This is a genomic window from Methylomonas rosea (genome assembly GCF_024505055.1).
GTDB lineage: Bacteria > Pseudomonadota > Gammaproteobacteria > Methylococcales > Methylomonadaceae > Methylomonas > Methylomonas rosea.
The window spans coordinates 14999-33752 of record NZ_JANIBL010000043.1 but is presented as its reverse complement, the minus strand read 5'-3'; the positions used below and the strand labels follow the sequence as shown (position 1 = coordinate 33752).

Genomic DNA, 18754 nt, shown 5'->3' with positions numbered 1-18754 from the left:
CGGTATCGAGCTGAATTATGGATTTTACGAAAATACTCAACGCTCTCAAAGCACTGACGGGTTTGGGCTTGGGTGCGCCACTGTTAATCGTGATGTTGCTGGCATTGTTGATTTTGCCGCTACCGCCGTTTGTGCTGGATCTGTTTTTTACCTTCAATATCGCATTCTCTCTGATTATTCTGCTCGTGGTGATTTACACCCTCAAGCCACTGGAGTTTGCCTCCTTTCCAACCGTGATCCTGGTGGCAACCTTGTTGCGCCTGTCCCTGAACGTGGCTTCTACCCGGGTAGTGTTGATCCGCGGGCATGAAGGCGGGGATGCCGCCGGAAAGGTCATCGAAGCCTTCGGTTCATTCGTAATCGGCGGTAATTTTGCGGTGGGTATCGTGGTGTTTGCGATTTTGGTGGTCATCAATTTTATGGTTGTCACCAAAGGCGCCGGCCGGGTGGCGGAGGTAAGTGCTCGTTTTACCCTGGACGCGATGCCGGGCAAACAGATGGCTATCGACGCCGATTTGAACTCCGGATTGATTAATCAGGATGAGGCTCGGGCTCGCCGTGAGGAAGTGGCCGCCGAAGCGGATTTTTACGGTTCGATGGATGGCGCCAGTAAATTCGTGCGCGGCGACGCGGTAGCCGGCATCATTATTTTGTTCGTGAATATGATCGGCGGCTTGGCGATAGGTGTGGGCCAGCACGGTATGAGCTTTGCCGACGCCGCGAATGTTTACGTGTTGCTGACCATCGGCGACGGTTTAGTGGCGCAGATTCCGTCGCTACTATTATCGGTCGCTGCGGCGATGGTAGTCACGCGGGTTAGGGGCAGCAAACAGGACATCGGCAAGCAGCTGAGTTCGCAACTGTTTGAAGATCCGCGCACTCTGCTGGTGACTGCGGCGGTAATGGGCATCCTCGGCATTATTCCCGGCATGCCGAATCTGGTGTTCATCTTGCTGGCGTTGACGCTGGTCGGCGGTGCCTATCTTATCGATAGGCGGCGTAAGTTGGAGGAAGAAAAAGCCCTGGAAATGGAACGCATCGTCTCGCCGCAACAGCTGGCGAAAACCGAGATCAAGGAATTGGGCTGGGATGATGTGATGCCGGTCGATGCGATTGGCCTGGAAGTGGGGTATCGCTTGATTCCGCTGGTGGATAGAAATCAGGGCGGACAATTAATGATGCGCATCAAGGGTGTGCGCAAGAAATTGTCGCAAGAGCTGGGCTTTCTGATTCCGTCCGTACATATCAGGGACAACCTGGATTTGTCACCTACCGAATACCGGATTTCCTTGATGGGCGTGAGTGTCGGCGAAGCCAATATCATGCCCGAGAAAGAAATGGCGATTAATCCCGGCCGGGTGTTCGGCACATTGCAAGGTGCGCCGTGCAAGGATCCGGCGTTTGGCTTGGATGCGATCTGGATCGATGCCAATCAAAAAGACCAGGCGCAAACCCTGGGCTATACGGTAGTTGATCCCAGTACAGTGGTCGCCACGCATCTCAGTCATATTCTGCAAAGCAATGCCCACGAATTGTTCGGTTACGAAGAGGCGCAGCAGTTGCTGGATAATTTGTCCAAAGTAGCGCCGAAGCTGGTCGAGGATCTGGTACCGAAAACCTTGCCATTGGGTATTTTGGTGAAGGTTTTACAAAACCTGCTGCAAGAGCGGGTTTCGATTCGGGATTTACGGACCATCGCCGAAACTTTGGCGGAGTACGGGGTGAAGAGTCAAGATCCGGACATCTTGACCTCGGCGGTGCGGGCGGCCTTGGGGCGCTCAATTGTCCATGAAATCAATGGTGTACAGACAGAAATCCCGGTTATTACACTCGATCCAGGCTTGGAACAGATATTGCATAGGTCATTGCAGACGGCGGGCGAAGGCGGTGCGGGTTTAGAACCGGGCTTGGCCGAGCAGATGCACAAATCCCTGGAGGAAAGTGCGCAAAGGATGGAAATGGAAGGGCAGACCGCAGTGTTGTTGGTGTCTTCTTATATTCGTCCCTGGTTGGCTCGCTTCGTTCGTCATTCGATATCCGGCTTACATGTGCTGGCCTATAATGAAATCCCTCAAGATCGGCAGATCAGGGTGGTTTCCACAGTGGGACAGCGTGGACAATAAAACAGAGGTTGCGCGATGAAAATTAAACGCTTTTTTGCAGCAGACATACGGCAGGCCATGCGCATGGTCAAAGAAGAATTGGGCGCCGATGCAGTGATTATGTCCAACCGTTCGGTGGATGGTGGCGTGGAAATCGTTGCGGCCCGCGACTTTGACGAGCAGGTCATTCATAAAAATCTCAAGCAACGCGAAGACGAAAAATCGCCGCCCAATGAAGTTAAAAAAGTCGATTTGCCCGATCTCGAAGCCGAAAAAAAATCGCTGCATGTTTTAAGTAGCGCCAGAAAACGCGGCGCGGAAGGCAGCATTCCGGAAAATCCGATTCGTCGCAACCTGGATCAATATGTCGGTTATGCCGAAAAACTCCAGGTTGGTCATAACAGCGCGCAGAAAATCTCCGAAAAAGTTCGCCAAGTCGAAAAGCCGGCTTGGGCGAGTGCCGATCCCAAAATTAAACCGTTGACCGAGCCTAGGCCGGTTCAGTCGCACAATGGCGATAAATTCATCGATGAGATGCGTGCGGAAATGAAAGAACTGCGGACCATGTTGGACAGCAAGTTGTCGAATATAGTCATGCAAATGCCGCAACACGGGCTACCTTTACACGACGATTTGCGTGATCGGATGTTGGAGTGCGGCTTCTCGAAAAATTTGGCGGGCAAGATAGCCAACCGGTTGGGTAGTCATAAACAATTCGATTTAGCCATCGGCAAAGCGCAAGAAATGTTGGCCAGACTGGTGCCGATAGCCGACGACAACTTGCTGGATCAAGGCGGTATCGCCGCATTGGTTGGCTCCACCGGCGTCGGTAAAACCACGACAGTCGCTAAGTTGGCCGCGCAGTTTATTTTAAAACACGGTTCCCGGCAGATTGCACTGATTACCACGGACAATTATCGGATAGGTGCTCACGAGCAAATCAATACTTACGGCAGAATTTTGGATGTGCCGGTCAGAGTGGCGGGCGATGCGGAGGAATTGCGCAGGCATATCAACAGTTTTTCCGATAAACGCCTGATTTTGATCGACACCGCCGGCATGAGCCAGCGCGATATGCGCTTGGCTGAGCAGCTAAAAACTTTGCAACACGGCGATTTGCCGATCCGCTCCTATTTGGTGATGTCTGCAACCACGCAATACAAAGCAATGCTGGAAATTATGGACGCGTTCCGAATACTCGAACCACAAGCGACTATACTAACCAAGTTTGATGAGGCAGTTAGCAAAGGTACCGCGTTGTCGGCGATTATCGAGCGGCGTATGCCATTGTCATTTATCACTGATGGTCAGCAGGTTCCGGAAGATATTTACTTACCCGATGCCGATGGTTTGATTCAGCAGTGTATGGAAAGTGTCGATCAGGACCATGGCTATGGCGACGATGTGAATGTTGAAGACTGGCTGGCGGAAAGCCATGCATAAGTCATTCGATCAGGCAGCTGGAATTAGACAAATGAGACATATGAAACCGGTGCGAGTAATCGCGGTAACAAGTGGCAAGGGCGGGGTTGGTAAAACCAATCTTTCCGTGAATATCGGCGTGGCGCTATCGAAAATGGGTAGGCGAGTGGCGATACTCGACGCCGACATGGGCTTGGCTAATGTCGATATTTTGCTGGGCATGTTTCCCGAATTCAATTTGTCGCACGTATTGAGCGGCGAAAAAAGTTTGAAGGACATCATGATGACCGGTCCCTCCGGGCTGAAAATCATTCCGGCTTCGTCAGGTATTCAGCGAATGTCTGATTTGTCGAGTATCGAGCAAGCCGGCGTGATACGGGCTTTTAGCGAAATCGACCGAGAGCTGGATGTGTTGATAGTCGATACCGCAGCCGGTATTTCGGCAAGTGTGGTGAATTTTGCCCGCGCCTGCCAGGAAATCATTGTGGTGGTTTGTGACGAGCCAACCTCGTTGGCTGATGCCTATGCTTATATCAAATTGTTGAATAGAGATTACGGGCTTAATAGCTTTCACATTATTACGAACATGGTGCAGTCGGCTGAGCACGGACAGGCCCTGTTCAATAAGCTGAGTAAAGTGACGGACCGTTATTTGGATGTGGCTTTGCATTTTGTCGGCGCGGTGCCGCAGGACGAATATTTGAAAAAGTCAGTGCAAAAACAAACGCCGGTGGTGGAAGCATTCCCGCAAAGTAAGGCGGCACTGGCCATCAAGAATTTGGCGCGGAAAATCGATAGCTGGCCCATCAAGCCTAAAGCGGGCGGTTATTTGGAGTTTTTTGTCGAACGGATGATCCAGTACAGCGCGAAAGAGGATGTTGCATGAGCGGAGCGGCAATGTATGCTGCCGTGCAGGCTGGAAATGTTGATGCTTTAGTCATTCAACATGCGCCGCTGGTAAAACGCATTGCCTACCACTTGATGGGTCGGTTGCCCGATACGGTGCAGCTTGATGATTTGATTCAATCCGGCATGCTGGGTTTGCTGGAAGCGCTGAAACACTACGACGCCGGTCAGGGGGCCAGCTTCGATACTTACGCCGGCATCCGCATTCGCGGGGCCATGCTGGACGAATTGCGCCGTTCCGATTGGACACCGCGTTCGGTGCATAAGAAAGCCCGGATGGTGGCGGAGGCGATACGCGAGGTTGAGAATCAACTGGGACGCGACGCCAAGGATACCGAAGTGGCCGGGCATATGGGCATAGGCCTAAATGAATATCACCATATTTTGCAGGATGCGGTGTCTTGCAAGACCTTTAGCGTCGAAGAATTGGTGCAAGGTGAAGATAGCGTCATTGACGATGTGCACGGCAATCAGCAGCCCGAAGATGTGCTGATCCAACAGAATTTTCAAAAAGCCCTGACCAAGGCTATTTCGGAATTACCGGAACGGGAGCGCTTGGTGATATCGCTGTATTACGACGAAGAGCTGAATTTGCGTGAGATTGGCAAGGTGCTCGATGTCAGCGAATCGCGGGTTAGCCAAATTTGTAGTCAGGCGATGTTGCGCTTACGCGCTAGACTTGCGGATTGGGTGGAAGGGAAAGATAATGAAAAGTGCAGCTAATGTGTGGTTATTGCAGGAATTTTTCGCAATTATCAGTGACAACTTAGCGGTTTCTTAACAATAAAGTAATCTGGGTGGAGATTATCCTTGGATAAAAATATGCGTATTCTGGTTGTCGATGACTTTTCGACAATGCGGAGAATAGTAAAAAACCTGTTGAAAGATCTGGGTTTTACCAACACCGTGGAAGCGGACGACGGGAAAACGGCGCTGCCTATTTTGGAAAAAGGCGGTATCGATTTTTTGATCACCGATTGGAACATGCCCGGGATGACCGGTATAGATTTGTTGAAGGCTGTCAGGTCTACTCCCAGTTTGGCCAATCTGCCGGTGTTGATGGTAACTGCCGAAGCCAAGCGTGAGCAGATCATCATGGCTGCGCAAGCCGGCGTAAACGGGTATGTCATCAAGCCTTTTACTGCTGCTACGCTTAAAGAGAAAATCGAAAAGATTTTTGAACGCATCGACGGCTGAAGCACAGGGAGATAACGATGAATACTGACCTGCTGAGTTTGGCCCGGGATTTGGTCGCAGCATTAGAAAAATGCGATGAAGCGGCTGCCGACGAAATTCTCGATCAAGTAGCCGGCTTGAGAGAAACACAATTGTTTAAAGAAATTGGCCGCCTAACTCGCCAATTGCACGACACCATGGTTAGTTTTTCCGTCGATTCCAAAATAGCCGCAATGGCCGAGCACGATATTCCAGACGCCAAGGAGCGCTTGCATTATGTGATCGCGATGACCGAACAGGCCGCGGATCAGACCCTAACCGCCGTTGAAGAGTTAATGCCGGTATCCGATGAATTGAGCGGTCAGGTTAACCAATTGTCCGCGCAATGGAATCGCTTTTTGGATCGGGAAATGCCGTTCGAAGAGTTTAAGGCGATGAGTGCCGACCTCAGTCAATATTTTGAGCAGTCGCGCGTGTCTCTGGACAAAATCCAGGCGGGTTTAAACGATATTTTGATGGCGCAAGGGTTTCAAGATATTACCGGGCAGATTATCCGCCGGGTGATCGATTTGGTGCAGGATCTCGAAGGCAGCATGGTTAATCTGATCAAAATTTCCAGTCGCAAAATCACGCCAAGCAGCGGGGCGGCGCTACAGCCCGAAGTGCCCGGACCGGTTGTACCCGGAGTAGATGACAGAGCCGGCGATGTCGCCACCAGTCAGGTCGATGTTGATGATTTGCTGTCTAGTCTAGGTTTCTGAGGAAAACAACATGGCGATCGATCTGGATGACGAAATATTGCAGGACTTTCTGGTCGAGGCCGGGGAGATTCTCGATTCACTGGGTGAGCAACTGGTCGAACTGGAGCAATCGCCCGGCGATCTTGATCTCCTCAACTCGATATTTCGCGGGTTCCACACCATAAAGGGCGGTGCCGGTTTTCTGGCTATCAGCGCTTTGGTCGATGTTTGTCATAACGCCGAAGACGTTTTTAACGTGCTCAGGCAGGGTGATCGCCAAGTCACCCCTGATTTGATGGATGTGATTTTGCAAGTGGTGGACATCGTCAACGAGATGTTCGGGCAAGTCCGTTCAGGCAATACGCCAAAATCGGCCGATCAAGGCCTTTTAAAACGCTTGAAAGCCTACGCCGGGCCAGCCGAAGCTAGCGCTGCAGAGGTTGCGGTAGAAGCAGTTGTATTGAATGAAACTCCGGAGCCTCATCAATTATCCCCTCAAGAATCCGCAGCTCAAGACTACGATGCGATGCTTGATCCCGAGGAGCTATTGGCCAGCGAATCCGCCGCGGAAGATGCTGACGAAATTACCGAACAGGAATTCGAAGATTTGCTGGATGCTTTGCATGGAAAAGGTGGTTCTCCTACTGTACACATAGAGCCGCAATCGGCAGCCCCGGCCGCGGATGACGAAATTAGTGAAGATGAGTTTGAAAATTTGCTCGACGAGTTGCATGGCAAAGGCAAGTTTTCGGTAAAAGCCGAGGTGCCTGTTCAAGCCAGCGATTCGGGCGATATTACCGATGAGGAGTTCGATAAAGTACTCGATGCTTTACACGGTAAAGGTAAGTTCGATGCTGCCAATTTGGGCAAGATTGATGAGCAAGCTGCGGGTGAAAAAGACACACCAATTAAAAATGTGGCGGCGCCTGTCGAGAAACCGGTCGTAGCAGCTAAACCAGAGCCGGTCGCGAAAACGCCTGCCGATGTGGAACCCGAAAATAACCTCGGTAAAGTAGCTCCGGTAGTAGATTCGGTTTCCGACAAAAGTAAAGCCGCAACACCGCAAGCCGATACGACGGTCAGGGTAGATACCCAGATTTTGGACGATATTATGAATATGGTCGGCGAGCTGGTTCTGGTACGCAATCGCTTCCAAACCCTTAAAGCCAATGCCGAAGCCGGTGAACAGTTGTCCAAGGCTATATCCAATCTGGATGTGGTGACCGCCGATTTACAGTTGGCGGTGATGAAAACCCGGATGCAGCCCATCAAAAAAGTATTCGGCCGCTTTCCACGCGTGGTGCGCGATTTGGCCCGAAGTCTGAAAAAAGAAATCAGACTGGAGTTGGTGGGAGAAGACACAGATCTCGACAAGAACCTGGTTGAGGCGCTGGCTGATCCTTTGGTGCATTTGGTGAGAAACGCCGTAGATCACGGTATCGAATCGCCGGACGAGCGAGAGGCCAAAGGCAAGCCCAGGGAAGGCGTGGTGATCTTGAAAGCCTCCCAGGAAGGGGATCACATCCAATTGTCCATCAAAGATGACGGTAAGGGGATGAATTCCGATGTATTGCGCGCCAAAGTAGTGGAAAAAGGTTTGATGGATGAAGAAAGTGCCGCGCGTCTCGACGAAAAAGAATGTTACAACCTGATTTTTCTACCCGGTTTTTCGACTAAAATTGAAATTTCCGACGTGTCCGGCCGCGGTGTCGGCATGGACGTGGTAAAGACGCGGATCGCGCAAATGAACGGCGTGGTGGAAATCGATTCGGTGGAAGGCCGAGGCAGCACCATTCTGATCAAGGTGCCGCTGACTTTGGCGATCATGCCGACCCTTATGGTGAAGCTGCGCGGACAGGCTTTTGCGTTGCCATTGGCCAGCGTCCTGGAAATTCTCGATCTGGATTTGAGCAAAACCAATAAAGTAGACGGTCAGCTGGTGGTAATGGTCAGAAACAAGGCCTTACCGCTGTTTTATTTGAGCGAATGGCTGGTCAGAGGCTCTTACTTCACAGGCGAAACGCAACCGACCAATCACGTGGTGGTAGTCAACGCCGGCGGCAGGCATGTTGGTTTCGTGGTGGATCAATTAATCGGACAGGAAGAGGTGGTGATCAAAGCCCTTGGTGCCAAGTTACATGGATTGGAAGGGTTGGCGGGAGCAACCATTACCGGTGACGGCAAGATAGCGCTGATACTCGATGTGCCTGGTCTGATGAAGAAGTATGCGATGTGACGCGGCGATATGACCATTCGGGTGCTGATCGTCGACGACTCCAATTTTATCTGTAAAAGAATTCGGGAAATTTTAGAAGAGGATCAAGAGTTTAAAGTTATCGGTGTAGCTCATGACGGTCGCGAAGCCGTCGAGCTTGCGGCAAGTCTGCAACCGGATGTTATAACCATGGACGTGGAGATGCCGATCATGGATGGCATCACGGCAGTCAAAAAAATCATGGGCACCCGGCCCTGTCCGATACTGATGTTTTCGGCAATGACGCAAGTCGGCGCTCAAGCAACCCTGGATGCGTTAAATGCCGGCGCTATCGACTTTTTGCCCAAGCAGTTGGAAGACATTGATGCTAATCGTGAAACTGCCCGCTACTTGCTTAGATATCGGGTGAGGATGGTGGCTTCTCAGGCCACTAGAATGTCCTCCCGCCCTATGGCGCGCGTTGGCCTAGAAGAACGCGAGAGCTTAACCGCCGAAAAGCCCATAGTTAAACCGATACGCGCTGTGTCTGTATGGCCCAAGACGTCATCGAGCGGCAAAATCGAGCTTTTGGTGGTTGCCGCCTCGACCGGCGGGCCCGTGGCCATGCAATATGTCCTTAGCAAAATTCCGGCTGAGTGTTCGATACCCATATTGCTGGTGCAACACATGCCGCCCAATTTCACTAAAAGCTTTGCCGAACGCTTGAATTTGCTTTGCAGCATTAATGTCAGAGAAGCACGGGATGGCGACGTATTGCAGCCAGGCACAGCATTATTAGGGCCAGGTGCAATGCAGATGCAAGTTAAGCAAGTAGCCGGTGAACGGCGGATTGCGTTAAGGCCCAAGCAAAGCGGGGAAATTTATAGCCCGAGCGTTGACATTACTTTTGACTCACTTGCCGAAGTGTTTGCCGGGCATGTGTTGGCGGTGGTGTTGACCGGCATGGGGGCCGACGGCAAGGCTGGCGCGATGAAGTTAAGGCAGCGCGGTGCGCAAATCTGGGCGCAGGACGAGGCGACAAGTACTATCTACGGCATGCCGAAAGCCATCGCTGAAGCCGGTCTGGCTGATCATATTTATTCTCTGGAAGAGATTGCCAACCAATTTAAAAAATTACATTGATGGATATTCTCAGTATTTTGGGTGTATTGATAGGCTTTGCCGCGATTATCGGCGGCAACATGCTGGGTGGCGGCGAGCTGGGAGCCCTTGTCAACTATCACGCCTTCATTATTGTGGTGGGCGGTACGCTGGGAGCTACACTGTTGCAATTCCCTCCCAAAGTATTTATGCGCAGTTTACGAATTTTGAGTTGGATATTTGTGCCGCAAAATTTGCAGCTTAAAAAGCAAATCGACAAAATCGTACGCTGGAGCTCTTTGGCGCGTAAGGAAGGCTTGCTGGGGCTGGAATCCATTATCGAAACCGAAAAAGACAGTTTTGCCAAAAAAGGTTTGCAGTTGCTGGTCGATGGTAACGAGCCGGAAGTGATACGCGATTGCCTTGAGGTTGAGCTGACTACAAAGGAGCATTTGGATACCCAGGCTGCCCGGGTTTTCGAGGCTATGGGCGGTTATGCGCCGACTATCGGCATTATCGGCGCGGTGATAGGCTTGATTCACGTGATGCAGAATCTAGCCAAACCGGAGTTGTTGGGTAGCGGCATTGCGACAGCCTTCGTGGCAACTATTTACGGTGTCGGCCTAGCCAATCTATTGTTTATTCCTATAGCAAATAAGCTGAAGAGTCTGATTTTCGAAGCATCGCAAGCCAGGGAAATGGTGATAGAAGGCATTTCCTCGATAGCCGAGGGCGAAAATCCTCGCAATATCGAGTTGAAATTGTCCGGTTTTTTATTGGAAAAATAATGGAGGCCTTATGAGTCGGCGCAGACGCAGGACATTGCAAGAGGCCGATAATCATGATCGCTGGATGGTGTCTTACGCTGATTTTGTGACCTTGCTGTTTGCGTTTTTTGTGGTGATGTATTCGATTTCATCGGTTAATAAGGGCAAATACGAAACATTCTCCGAATCGCTGGACCAGGCTCTGTTTCACAACGAGAAGATTCAAAAGGAAGCCGAGCCGATTCAGATCGGTGTGATTCCCACCACGATTCAGCCCATCGAGCTGCCTAATTTGGCGACTGCTGAGGAACGTGAGCTAAGTGAGGAGATTTTGCAGGAAAAGCAGCGGCTTAGTGAGGTCTCCGAGCAGTTTCAAGGTGCTTTGCAGCCTTATGTCGAAAGCAAGCTCGTCGGTATTAAAAAGCACGATTTCTGGGTGGAATTAGAAATGAACAGCGAATTGCTGTTCGCCAGCGGCAAGGCCGAACTGTCCGCTAAAGCGCTCCCCGTGCTGGCAAAAGTCGCGGAAGTGATACGAGATGTGCCTAATGTGATTAACGTAGAGGGTTACACGGATAACGTGCCTATTTCCACCGGCTTTTACCCGTCTAATTGGGACTTATCCTCGGCCAGGGCGACCAGCGTGGTCAAGGAATTGGTAAAAAACAATATTCCGGCGACACGATTATCGGCGGTGGGCTATGGAGAATTTCATCCTATCGCCGATAACAAAGACGAAGAAGGGCGCTTTAAGAATCGGCGAGTTGTATTAGTGTTGATGTCGCAAGCCTTTGCCCGTTACGGCATGACTGACGATGAACGCGCGAAAGTACTGAATTTGGCGCCGTCGCAACCCAGTTCGCCACCTGAAACCGCAGTTGAAAAGGCGCCGGAACCGCCGGCTCAGTTATGAAAATATGGTCAGTTTCCAATCAAAAAGGTGGGGTCGGTAAAACGACTACCGTGGTGACGCTGGGTGGTTTGTTATCGTCCTGGGGATTCAGAACTTTGCTGGTCGATTTGGACCCGCACGGTTCGCTGACCAGCTATTTTAAGATGAACCCGGACGAGATCGAGTTAGGTGTTTACAATTTATTTCTCGATGCCAGTGAAAAAAAGAAAAATATCGATCCGGCGGTTTATATCGCCAAGACCGACTTTGACGGTATAGGCGTATTACCCGCATCGACTGCCATCGCCACTTTGGATAGGCAGGTAGCCGCAATTGGCGGCATGGGTTTGGTGGTTGCTACTGCATTGAACAAAGTGTCCGACGAGTACGACTATGTGATTATCGATAGTCCGCCGATGTTGGGAGTATTAATGATCAATGCACTGGCGGCGTGCGATCATTTAATTATTCCGGTTTTAGCCGAGTTTTTGGCATTAAAAGGCCTGGATAGAATGGTGCACACCATAAAAATGGTGTTCCATTCCCGGAAAACGCCGCCTAAATTCACTATCGTGCCGACCATGTTTGACAAACGCACCAAGGCGGCCCGCGACAGCTTAGCGGCGTTACATCAGCAGTACCCGGATAATGCCTGGAGTTCGGTGGTGCCGGTGGATACCAAAGTCCGGGACGCCAGTCAGGCCGGTATTCCCTTGCCCTTGTATGACAAAAGCGCGCGCGCTGCCGAAGCGTATGCCGAATTGTTGGAACTGTTATTGCTTGATAAGAGTCCAGACAAAAACTTGGCGCCGCATAAATGACTCAGGCAAAACCACCCCCCAGTATTGTTCATCAACAGTTAGCGCTCGATGTTTATTTGCAGACTCTGTTGGATGAGGTGCCCGACGCGGACGAAGCTGCTAGTGTAAAACCCGCGATAGCGGTGGAACGGCTCGTCGTTGAGGCACCTATCAAGTTGCCGGATCCAGTTCCGGTCGTGATCAGCAGTCCGAAAGCAACTTCCAAAGCACTGGTTAGGAACCGACAAAGCAAGCTTGTAGAGCCGGAAATCCCGGCTAAACTACAGGCACTGTCTATAATGCCGGATTGGTCGCAGTACGAGTTTCAGGCTTTGTTTTTTAAGGTTGATAAGCTGATATTGGCAACGCCGCTGATCGAGTTATCAAGAACAATCAAAATCGACCGCAAACCCACGAAAATTCCTGGACAACCCTCTTGGTTCCTGGGTTTGCTGGATGAGAACGATAGCCGTATCGGCGTGCTTGATACCCGGCAGCTGATTTTCGGCAAAAGCCGAGGCGCGCAACCGGATAGTGAGGAATATCCGTCCGAGCGCATTTTAATAACCCAGGATAAAAAATGGGGTTTGGTGTGCGATGAAATTCTCTCCATCGGTAAAGTAAAGCCGGATGGGGTCAGATGGCGAACGGCCAGACAAAAAAAACCATGGTTAATCGGCACGGTAATAGACGAGTTGACAGCGATTATCGATGTTAAACAGCTGGTACCGCATAGAAAAAATAGTTAAACAGCATCTGGATACAGCAAAATGAGCGAAGATAAAAAACAAGGCGACCCTATCATGCAGTGGGTGACTTTTTGTCTAGGCGACGAAAAGTACGGCATCAATGTCATGCAAGTGCAAGAGGTGTTGCGTATTACCGAGATTGCCCCGGTGCCCGGTGCGCCTTCCTACGTATTAGGTATTATCAATTTGCGCGGCAACGTGGTGACAGTCATCGATACCCGTAACCGTTTCGGCTTGCCTTCCAAAGACACCGACGATGCGTCGCGGGTGGTGATTATCGAAACTGATCGGCATATCATCGGTATTTTGGTGGATAGCGTGGCCGAAGTCGTGGAAATGCGCGCTTCCGAGATTGAGACCGCGCCGAATGTCGGGAACGAAGAGAGTTCCAAATATATCCAAGGCGTCACCAGTCGCGACAATCATTTGTTAATTCTGGTGGATTTGAATAAATTCCTCAGCGACGACGAAAAAGCCGAGTTGGATATGTTTTGATTGCCTAACTAGGCATGCGAGGTGCAACATGACCGAGATTACACCGATCACGCCTTTTTCTCCCGTGCACACCATATACAAGGTAGAGCGGGAAGAACGTGAAAAACACCCTCCGCAAAAACGACCGCAGACCAAACCCGACCCAAACAAAAACGATAAACAGCCTGCTGAGCATGTTGACGAAATAGTGTGATGAGCGAATATCTATTGCTGGTTTTGGCGGGTGGAGTCGTATTTGTGCTGGTGATCTTGGTTTGGTTGTTGCGTCAGCAGCAAGCACTAAAAAAACAATTTCAACTTCTCGAGGAGCGGGTACAGCGTAGCAATGAGGATGTAGCCGGCCTTTGCTCCGCCGCTGTGGCTGTTGATCGGCGGCTGGCTGCTAACGACTCGCGCTTAAATAGCATTGTGGATCAAGTCAATACGCAGCGGCAAACCGTAAATAGCGTAACGCCCGCGGAGCCTATCCCCGCAAGCGGCTATGAAGATGTGATTGAAAAAATCCGTAGTGGTGTCGGTATTGAGGAACTGGTCAGGGATTGCGGACTGACCCGCGACGAAGCGGTTTTATTGATGCGCTTACATGGCGGCAGCAAGCGTTCCGGCTTGAGTTAGTCGCATATCGTTTCCAGATACTGACTCACGCCCTGTTCCGCGCGAATCATCGTTCTATCCGCAACCCGCCGCAATAAACGCTGATAGTTTTCATCGTGTTGGCTTCTATCGTTATGCCGGTGCCAAAGATGTAAAACCGGCACCGCGAAGCGGCCTTCCTTTCGTTGAACGCCTTGGTGAATCAAACGGATCACCAGATCCGAATCTTCATATCCCCAGCCTTCGAAGACTTCGTCAAAACCGTTTGTTGCCAGGAAATTGTCTTTCCAAACTGCCAGATTGCAGGTCATGGCTTTTTGCCAATTCTGCGGTTGTCGATAACGCCAGTTGCGCAGCGGCAAATATAGTAAAGGCAAAAAGCGGTTGATGCGGCCTTGCAGCCATTGCCATAAAAAAAAGTTAAACGACTGTTCATGCAGCGGTATTTTTTGCTGCAATACCAGTGAGGTGTAACGCTCGCTCAATAACAGCCGGTTGCCCGGAACGAAATAACCGGTTTCGGCCAGTTGTCGATGACGACTAATAAAATCCGGTAGTGCTACGCAATCGCCGTCTATAAACAGCAGATAATTGCCGCGACTGACGGCAACCGCCTTGTTACGGATAGTGCCGGCCCTAAATCCCCGGTCCTCATGCCAAACGTGCCGCAGTGAAATTTCGCTGGTTTCGATAAAGTCTTTCAGCAATGCCTGGGTTGCGGTGCCGGAGCCGTCGTCGGCGACGACGATTTCAAACCGGCGATCTTGTTGAGCCATTAGCGCCAGCAAGCAGGTGGAAAGTGCTTCCGGCCAGTTATAGGTGGTGACGATGACCGAGATCAAGCCGTTCATTTGCTGGCTGTTTTGCGGCAAAGCTCGCGTAGTTTCAGGTATTTGTAATAACTGCCCTCGGCGTTGGATATGGCAAGCATTAGGCCTTCCGCGCCGTCCAAAACGGCTGCTTGGATGAAGTAAGTGCGGATGAACGTCCACAGGCCTTTGCCGATGGCTTTACCCAAACTGGCGCGCTTACCGTTGTTGAACAGTTTCTCGGCGCCCAGCGAGGAATAAGTGTTGATCTTATGCAGCACCTCTGCGGGGTCTACGAAGGCTTCATGCAAGAGCGGGTTGTTAAGTCGACGGATAGCCCCCTTAACTTCAATCCGCTCATGTACTACTTCGTTACTGAAACGCCCGGCATCGCGGCGAAACAGTCTTAACACATAATCCGGCCACCAACCGCCATGCTTGATTTGTTTGCCGCAGTAGCTGGATAAACGGGGGAGTTCGAAGCCCTGCACGTCGTTTTGCTGCATGGCTTGCTGAATTTCGTCTTTTAACGCGGGGCCAATTTCTTCATCGGCATCGATAGACAGCACCCAGTCGCCATTGGCCTTATCCAATGCCCGCTGCTTTTGCGGGCCAAATCCAGGCCAGTCGGTGATGAAGACTTTGTCGGTAAATTGTTGGCAAATTGCGACGGTCTCGTCGCTGCTACCCGAGTCGAGCACGATAATTTCATCGGCCCAAGCAACCGATGCCAGACAGCGGCCGATATGTTTCGCCTCGTTTTTGGTGATGACAATAACGCTAAGCATCAGTCTGACGAAGGGTGGAATCGCTAGGACGGCTTAGCAAGGCGCCGAGAAAGAACGCCAGCAAATAACCTTCGGCAAAGGTTTTGAAATGCGAGTTGAACAGGCTTGAAGCACAAATTGCCACTAAAAAACTGGCGGCAATCGGACCGTAGGGTAGGTTGTTCATACCTTGGCGCAGGGAGACATAAATGTAAGCAAAAAACAGCAGCAAGCCGACCAAGCCATTTTCCAGCCAAATGAACAGGTATTGATTATGCGGGTCGCTGGTGCTGGTACCCTGCCATCCCTGGCTTTTGGCCGAGGCATAATTACTGTAGGTCGGTTTGAACGATGAGGTGCCGTACCCGAACCAAGGTGCTTTCTCAATGAGTTCCAGGGTGTTTTGATAAAAGACTACCCGAATACCTACTGACGTTAAATCCTTGCTGCTCTGATAACTGGCTTGTTCGTCCCAAGCCAATCTGAATCGCTCTTGCAACGTGTTGGAGCTTAGACCAAATGCCACCAACACAATCGCGGCTATGCCAATAATTTGCGGTAGTTTGCTATAACCATATATCGAACCCAATGCAAAAACCGCAGCGATGGGTACGGCCAAATAGCCACTCCTCCCCGTACTAATGAAGAAAATATTGAATAGAAAGATGGCTATTCCGGCCCAAATTGCGTATTTTTGGCGGCTGGCGAGGGGTTCTTGCACCAGGAAGATACCGCATAACAGGGCGGCCACAAAAGCAGTGCTCTGAGTGGCATGATTGGTCATGAAAATACCGGCTTCCCGGCCGTCTCTAACGATAAGATCCAACGCCCAAAGTGGTATCGCAATAATGCCAGCCACCACCATGGCGATGAAATAGCTGTAGACAAAACGTTTTTGCCAAGTCGGTTGCTGAAAAACGCCGAGTAGCAAGAATACGTAAAGCAGCTTTTTCCAGCTGGATAAGGTCTCCAATTTGCTGTGCCAGTCCGTATCCGCGTAAAGAGTGCCGATCAGCAGCCAGGCAATGAAGATCAAGATCATTTTTCCGACAGGTTGTTGCCAAGATAACTTAAGGGTCTGCACTGCCTGGCCGGAGAGTAGCCAGAATACTAACAACGCCACGCTGGCTATGCTCGCGATAGCAGTGGAAATCGGCGCAGCGATGGCGGCGACAATTGTCAGGTAGCGGCAGAGGTTCAGGGATTTTTCTGAAATCGCGGGATATGCAAGCATGCTCTGCGTCCTTAACGCCATAACTGGTAGATGTATTTGCGCTTGAGTTTTTCCCAGCGGAAAAACAGCCCTTTCAGCCAGGTGGGTGGATCTGCTTCCAGTGCGCTTTTGAACAGGCCGTTCTTACTGCCTTGCTCGATGACCGGGTCCTCCAGCCAAAGTATTTGAATTCCCAGTTGTTTGTCGATTTGTTCGAATTGATTGTCGATGGGTTCCGCGATTTTGTGAGCTTTAATCCAATCCAGTCGTCGGCGAGCGGTGCTGGCATCGATCAGGTAGGAGTCGGCAAAGCGACCGCGATGCCCTGGATAAAGGTACTGACCCTGTTTACGCTGACTCTTGGGTGTAAAAAAGTTACCGCCTGAGCCAATGTAGATTACTTTGTCGCCGGGAAACTGCTCGCTTTGGGCGACCGCCCTTTCTAAGCCGAGCTTGAGGTCCTTACCAAACACCGCGTCGTCTTCCAGTACTAATGTGAAGCCCTGCCCGTTAGCATCGGCAATTTTTTGTAAGGCTGCTACGTGTTTTAGCGCGCAAGATTGCTGGGCCGGCGTGAGATGGTCGTTGCTGAAAAACTCGGCAATCACGCTGTCCGTCAAATCGTCTATGTCCCAGTCGAAAATAAATTCGGCTGATAATCCGAATTCGCACAATTGCTGCTCCATAAAAATACGCCGTTGAGCGAATTTCTTAACATTCAAAACCAAAATGCGGTCAAGGCTTGGCGATGGCATCATGCGAATTTGAAATTAGGCGGCTGACAAAAAGCCCCGATTATCGACGGTTTTGTGGAAAATAACATCATTGTTATTGCTGTTGTCCGGCAATCAATGCGATGCAGAGGGTTGTCCGGCTTGCAATGTTTGCGCTATCACGTCTATCACTCGGGCGCTGGATAACTGATCGAGGCAGGCGCTGTGGCTATTTCGGTGTCTATCGCAACCTTCCAGTTGGCAGGGTAGGCAGTTTTGTTCGGTTTGGCCTTGTATCAGATAAACATTATTGACTTGGCGCGAGCCGCATGCCGCGAAAGGTGCTTTATTCTCGCTGTATCCATACGGCCAGGGTGCCCATCTATTAGGGTCCGTTGGTCCGAACAATGCAAAAGTCAAGGTGCCGGTGGCCGCCGCCAAATGGGTGATACCGGTGTCGGGACCGACGAACAATGTCGCTTTGCCAATCAAAGCGGACAATTGCGCCAGCGAAAGCTGACCGGCCAGATTGAACACCTCTGCGGACAGTTGTTGTTGCAATTCTCGCAAGGCTTCCAACTCACCAGGATTGCCACTGCCGGTCAATACGACTTTAAAGCCTTGCCGGTCTAAAAAGGCGACGAGTTCTCGCCAGCCCTCGGCATGCCACTGTTTATAGCGCCATTGCGGCATAATATGCAGAACGGCATATGGATCGGCTAGAGCGGGTATCGGCGATGAACTGCGCGGCGGGGTCAAACGATACCAAGGCGCTATGCCGAGCAATTCGCAGAGGCGTAAGTTTTCCAATACAGCGTGACCGTAATCCGCGCTAAATACCAGCCAGCGCTTGAGTAGCACTTTCTTCCACCAAGCCTTAGCGGCATCGTCAGGCACAAAGCCGATGCTGGTCTTGCCGGCTATCGCCGCGCATAGCGTGGGCCGGTCGCCGGCTTGCGTAGAAATAGCTAAATCGTAACGGCGAAATAGGCTAAACAATAATTTGCCGAAGGCCAATCCGCCGAGTTTACCCGTCACGGGCAGCAAGCGATGGATGTCGGGATTGCCTTCCAGCATGCCCGCGTTACTTGCCGGCAATAAAACATCGATTTCCGCACCCGGATAGGCTTGCTTCAGCGAAGAAATTAATGGCGTCACCAGTAGGGTATCGCCCAGATAACGCAGGGTTATCACCAAAATGCGTTTAGGTTGTATATTGAGCGGTTTTTGGTTGGGCATGGAGCGCTGGCTGATCAACATGGCTTTACATTTTAAAGGTAAACAGTATTGAACACGTTACAAAATTCGCGCAAA

At 50.9% G+C, this 18754-nt stretch carries 20 protein-coding genes; 15 read left to right on the top strand and 5 right to left on the bottom strand.

Translation table 11 applies throughout. The annotated features are described in order from the left end of the window. Positions 1-17 precede the first annotated feature (17 nt). From flhA to NP589_RS14015, 15 genes are all read left to right on the top strand, one after another. Complete coding sequence (gene flhA, locus NP589_RS14085; protein ID WP_064009026.1) at positions 18-2123, top strand: flagellar biosynthesis protein FlhA; 2106 nt, start codon at positions 18-20, stop codon at positions 2121-2123. Positions 2124-2138: 15 nt separating this feature from the next. Next, a complete protein-coding gene (flhF, locus tag NP589_RS14080) occupies positions 2139-3545 on the top strand; it encodes a flagellar biosynthesis GTPase FlhF (RefSeq protein WP_256607562.1) in 1407 nt (468 codons plus the stop codon). A 31-nt stretch (positions 3546-3576) separates the two neighbouring features. Beyond that, complete coding sequence (locus tag NP589_RS14075; protein WP_033193931.1) at positions 3577-4410, top strand: MinD/ParA family protein; 834 nt, start codon at positions 3577-3579, stop codon at positions 4408-4410. Continuing rightward, positions 4407-5153: an RNA polymerase sigma factor FliA gene (locus tag NP589_RS14070; RefSeq protein WP_064009028.1), complete on the top strand. Its 747-nt coding sequence runs from the start codon at positions 4407-4409 to the stop codon at positions 5151-5153. The genes NP589_RS14075 and NP589_RS14070 overlap by 4 nt, the downstream gene beginning before the upstream one ends. Before the next feature lie 99 nt (positions 5154-5252). Then, positions 5253-5627: a chemotaxis response regulator CheY gene (locus NP589_RS14065; RefSeq protein WP_033193930.1), complete on the top strand. Its 375-nt coding sequence runs from the start codon at positions 5253-5255 to the stop codon at positions 5625-5627. A 17-nt stretch (positions 5628-5644) separates the two neighbouring features. Then, on the top strand, positions 5645-6367 hold the full coding sequence (locus NP589_RS14060; protein WP_256607561.1) for a protein phosphatase CheZ: 723 nt from the start codon (positions 5645-5647) through the stop codon (positions 6365-6367). 10 nt (positions 6368-6377) lie between these two features. Then, positions 6378-8582: a chemotaxis protein CheA gene (locus NP589_RS14055; protein WP_256607560.1), complete on the top strand. Its 2205-nt coding sequence runs from the start codon at positions 6378-6380 to the stop codon at positions 8580-8582. Between the two features lie 9 nt (positions 8583-8591). Then, complete coding sequence (locus NP589_RS14050; RefSeq protein ID WP_256607559.1) at positions 8592-9683, top strand: protein-glutamate methylesterase/protein-glutamine glutaminase; 1092 nt, start codon at positions 8592-8594, stop codon at positions 9681-9683. Then, positions 9683-10429, top strand: coding sequence for a flagellar motor protein (locus NP589_RS14045; protein WP_256607558.1), 747 nt, complete (start codon positions 9683-9685; stop codon positions 10427-10429). The genes NP589_RS14050 and NP589_RS14045 overlap by 1 nt, the downstream gene beginning before the upstream one ends. A gap of 10 nt (positions 10430-10439) precedes the next feature. Further along, complete coding sequence (gene motD / locus NP589_RS14040; RefSeq protein WP_256607557.1) at positions 10440-11321, top strand: flagellar motor protein MotD; 882 nt, start codon at positions 10440-10442, stop codon at positions 11319-11321. Continuing rightward, positions 11318-12121, top strand: coding sequence for a ParA family protein (locus tag NP589_RS14035; protein ID WP_256607556.1), 804 nt, complete (start codon positions 11318-11320; stop codon positions 12119-12121). The genes motD and NP589_RS14035 overlap by 4 nt, the downstream gene beginning before the upstream one ends. Then, positions 12118-12849, top strand: coding sequence for a chemotaxis protein CheW (locus NP589_RS14030; RefSeq protein WP_256607555.1), 732 nt, complete (start codon positions 12118-12120; stop codon positions 12847-12849). The genes NP589_RS14035 and NP589_RS14030 overlap by 4 nt, the downstream gene beginning before the upstream one ends. Positions 12850-12870: 21 nt before the next feature. Next, positions 12871-13344 (top strand): chemotaxis protein CheW, encoded by a 474-nt coding sequence (locus NP589_RS14025; RefSeq protein ID WP_020483661.1) that lies wholly within the window; start codon positions 12871-12873, stop codon positions 13342-13344. A 28-nt stretch (positions 13345-13372) separates the two neighbouring features. Further along, positions 13373-13537 carry a hypothetical protein gene (locus NP589_RS14020; RefSeq protein ID WP_256607554.1) on the top strand — a complete coding sequence of 55 codons (165 nt, stop codon included), beginning with the start codon at positions 13373-13375 and terminating at the stop codon, positions 13535-13537. Then, a complete protein-coding gene (locus NP589_RS14015) occupies positions 13537-13959 on the top strand; it encodes a DUF2802 domain-containing protein (protein WP_256607553.1) in 423 nt (140 codons plus the stop codon). The genes NP589_RS14020 and NP589_RS14015 overlap by 1 nt, the downstream gene beginning before the upstream one ends. Here NP589_RS14015 and NP589_RS14010 read toward each other — a convergent pair. From NP589_RS14010 to NP589_RS13990, 5 genes are all read right to left on the bottom strand, one after another. After that, positions 13956-14789, bottom strand: a complete 834-nt coding sequence (locus tag NP589_RS14010) for a glycosyltransferase family 2 protein (protein WP_256607552.1) — start codon at positions 14787-14789, stop codon at positions 13956-13958. The two genes, NP589_RS14015 and NP589_RS14010, sit on opposite strands and share 4 nt — an antisense overlap. Beyond that, entirely contained in the window at positions 14786-15535 is a 750-nt protein-coding gene (locus tag NP589_RS14005) for a glycosyltransferase family 2 protein (RefSeq protein ID WP_256607551.1), read from the bottom strand. The genes NP589_RS14010 and NP589_RS14005 overlap by 4 nt, the downstream gene beginning before the upstream one ends. Next, entirely contained in the window at positions 15528-16748 is a 1221-nt protein-coding gene (locus tag NP589_RS14000) for an O-antigen ligase family protein (protein WP_256607550.1), read from the bottom strand. Before NP589_RS14000 ends, NP589_RS14005 begins: the two co-directional genes overlap by 8 nt. Positions 16749-16759: 11 nt before the next feature. Further along, complete coding sequence (locus tag NP589_RS13995; RefSeq protein ID WP_256607549.1) at positions 16760-17482, bottom strand: glycosyltransferase family 25 protein; 723 nt, start codon at positions 17480-17482, stop codon at positions 16760-16762. A 93-nt stretch (positions 17483-17575) separates the two neighbouring features. After that, positions 17576-18700 carry a glycosyltransferase family 9 protein gene (locus tag NP589_RS13990; RefSeq protein WP_256607548.1) on the bottom strand — a complete coding sequence of 375 codons (1125 nt, stop codon included), beginning with the start codon at positions 18698-18700 and terminating at the stop codon, positions 17576-17578. Positions 18701-18754: the final 54 nt, after the last annotated feature.

Coding starts and splice junctions, on each gene's coding strand:
- flhA (WP_064009026.1), top strand. CDS start 18: ATGGATTTTACGAAAATACTCAACGCTCTCAAAGCACTGACGGGTTTG.
- flhF (WP_256607562.1), top strand. CDS start 2,139: ATGAAAATTAAACGCTTTTTTGCAGCAGACATACGGCAGGCCATGCGC.
- NP589_RS14075 (WP_033193931.1), top strand. CDS start 3,577: ATGAGACATATGAAACCGGTGCGAGTAATCGCGGTAACAAGTGGCAAG.
- NP589_RS14070 (WP_064009028.1), top strand. CDS start 4,407: ATGAGCGGAGCGGCAATGTATGCTGCCGTGCAGGCTGGAAATGTTGAT.
- NP589_RS14065 (WP_033193930.1), top strand. CDS start 5,253: ATGCGTATTCTGGTTGTCGATGACTTTTCGACAATGCGGAGAATAGTA.
- NP589_RS14060 (WP_256607561.1), top strand. CDS start 5,645: ATGAATACTGACCTGCTGAGTTTGGCCCGGGATTTGGTCGCAGCATTA.
- NP589_RS14055 (WP_256607560.1), top strand. CDS start 6,378: ATGGCGATCGATCTGGATGACGAAATATTGCAGGACTTTCTGGTCGAG.
- NP589_RS14050 (WP_256607559.1), top strand. CDS start 8,592: ATGACCATTCGGGTGCTGATCGTCGACGACTCCAATTTTATCTGTAAA.
- NP589_RS14045 (WP_256607558.1), top strand. CDS start 9,683: ATGGATATTCTCAGTATTTTGGGTGTATTGATAGGCTTTGCCGCGATT.
- motD (WP_256607557.1), top strand. CDS start 10,440: ATGAGTCGGCGCAGACGCAGGACATTGCAAGAGGCCGATAATCATGAT.
- NP589_RS14035 (WP_256607556.1), top strand. CDS start 11,318: ATGAAAATATGGTCAGTTTCCAATCAAAAAGGTGGGGTCGGTAAAACG.
- NP589_RS14030 (WP_256607555.1), top strand. CDS start 12,118: ATGACTCAGGCAAAACCACCCCCCAGTATTGTTCATCAACAGTTAGCG.
- NP589_RS14025 (WP_020483661.1), top strand. CDS start 12,871: ATGAGCGAAGATAAAAAACAAGGCGACCCTATCATGCAGTGGGTGACT.
- NP589_RS14020 (WP_256607554.1), top strand. CDS start 13,373: ATGACCGAGATTACACCGATCACGCCTTTTTCTCCCGTGCACACCATA.
- NP589_RS14015 (WP_256607553.1), top strand. CDS start 13,537: ATGAGCGAATATCTATTGCTGGTTTTGGCGGGTGGAGTCGTATTTGTG.
- NP589_RS14010 (WP_256607552.1), bottom strand. CDS start 14,789: ATGAACGGCTTGATCTCGGTCATCGTCACCACCTATAACTGGCCGGAA.
- NP589_RS14005 (WP_256607551.1), bottom strand. CDS start 15,535: ATGCTTAGCGTTATTGTCATCACCAAAAACGAGGCGAAACATATCGGC.
- NP589_RS14000 (WP_256607550.1), bottom strand. CDS start 16,748: ATGCTTGCATATCCCGCGATTTCAGAAAAATCCCTGAACCTCTGCCGC.
- NP589_RS13995 (WP_256607549.1), bottom strand. CDS start 17,482: ATGCCATCGCCAAGCCTTGACCGCATTTTGGTTTTGAATGTTAAGAAA.
- NP589_RS13990 (WP_256607548.1), bottom strand. CDS start 18,700: ATGTTGATCAGCCAGCGCTCCATGCCCAACCAAAAACCGCTCAATATA.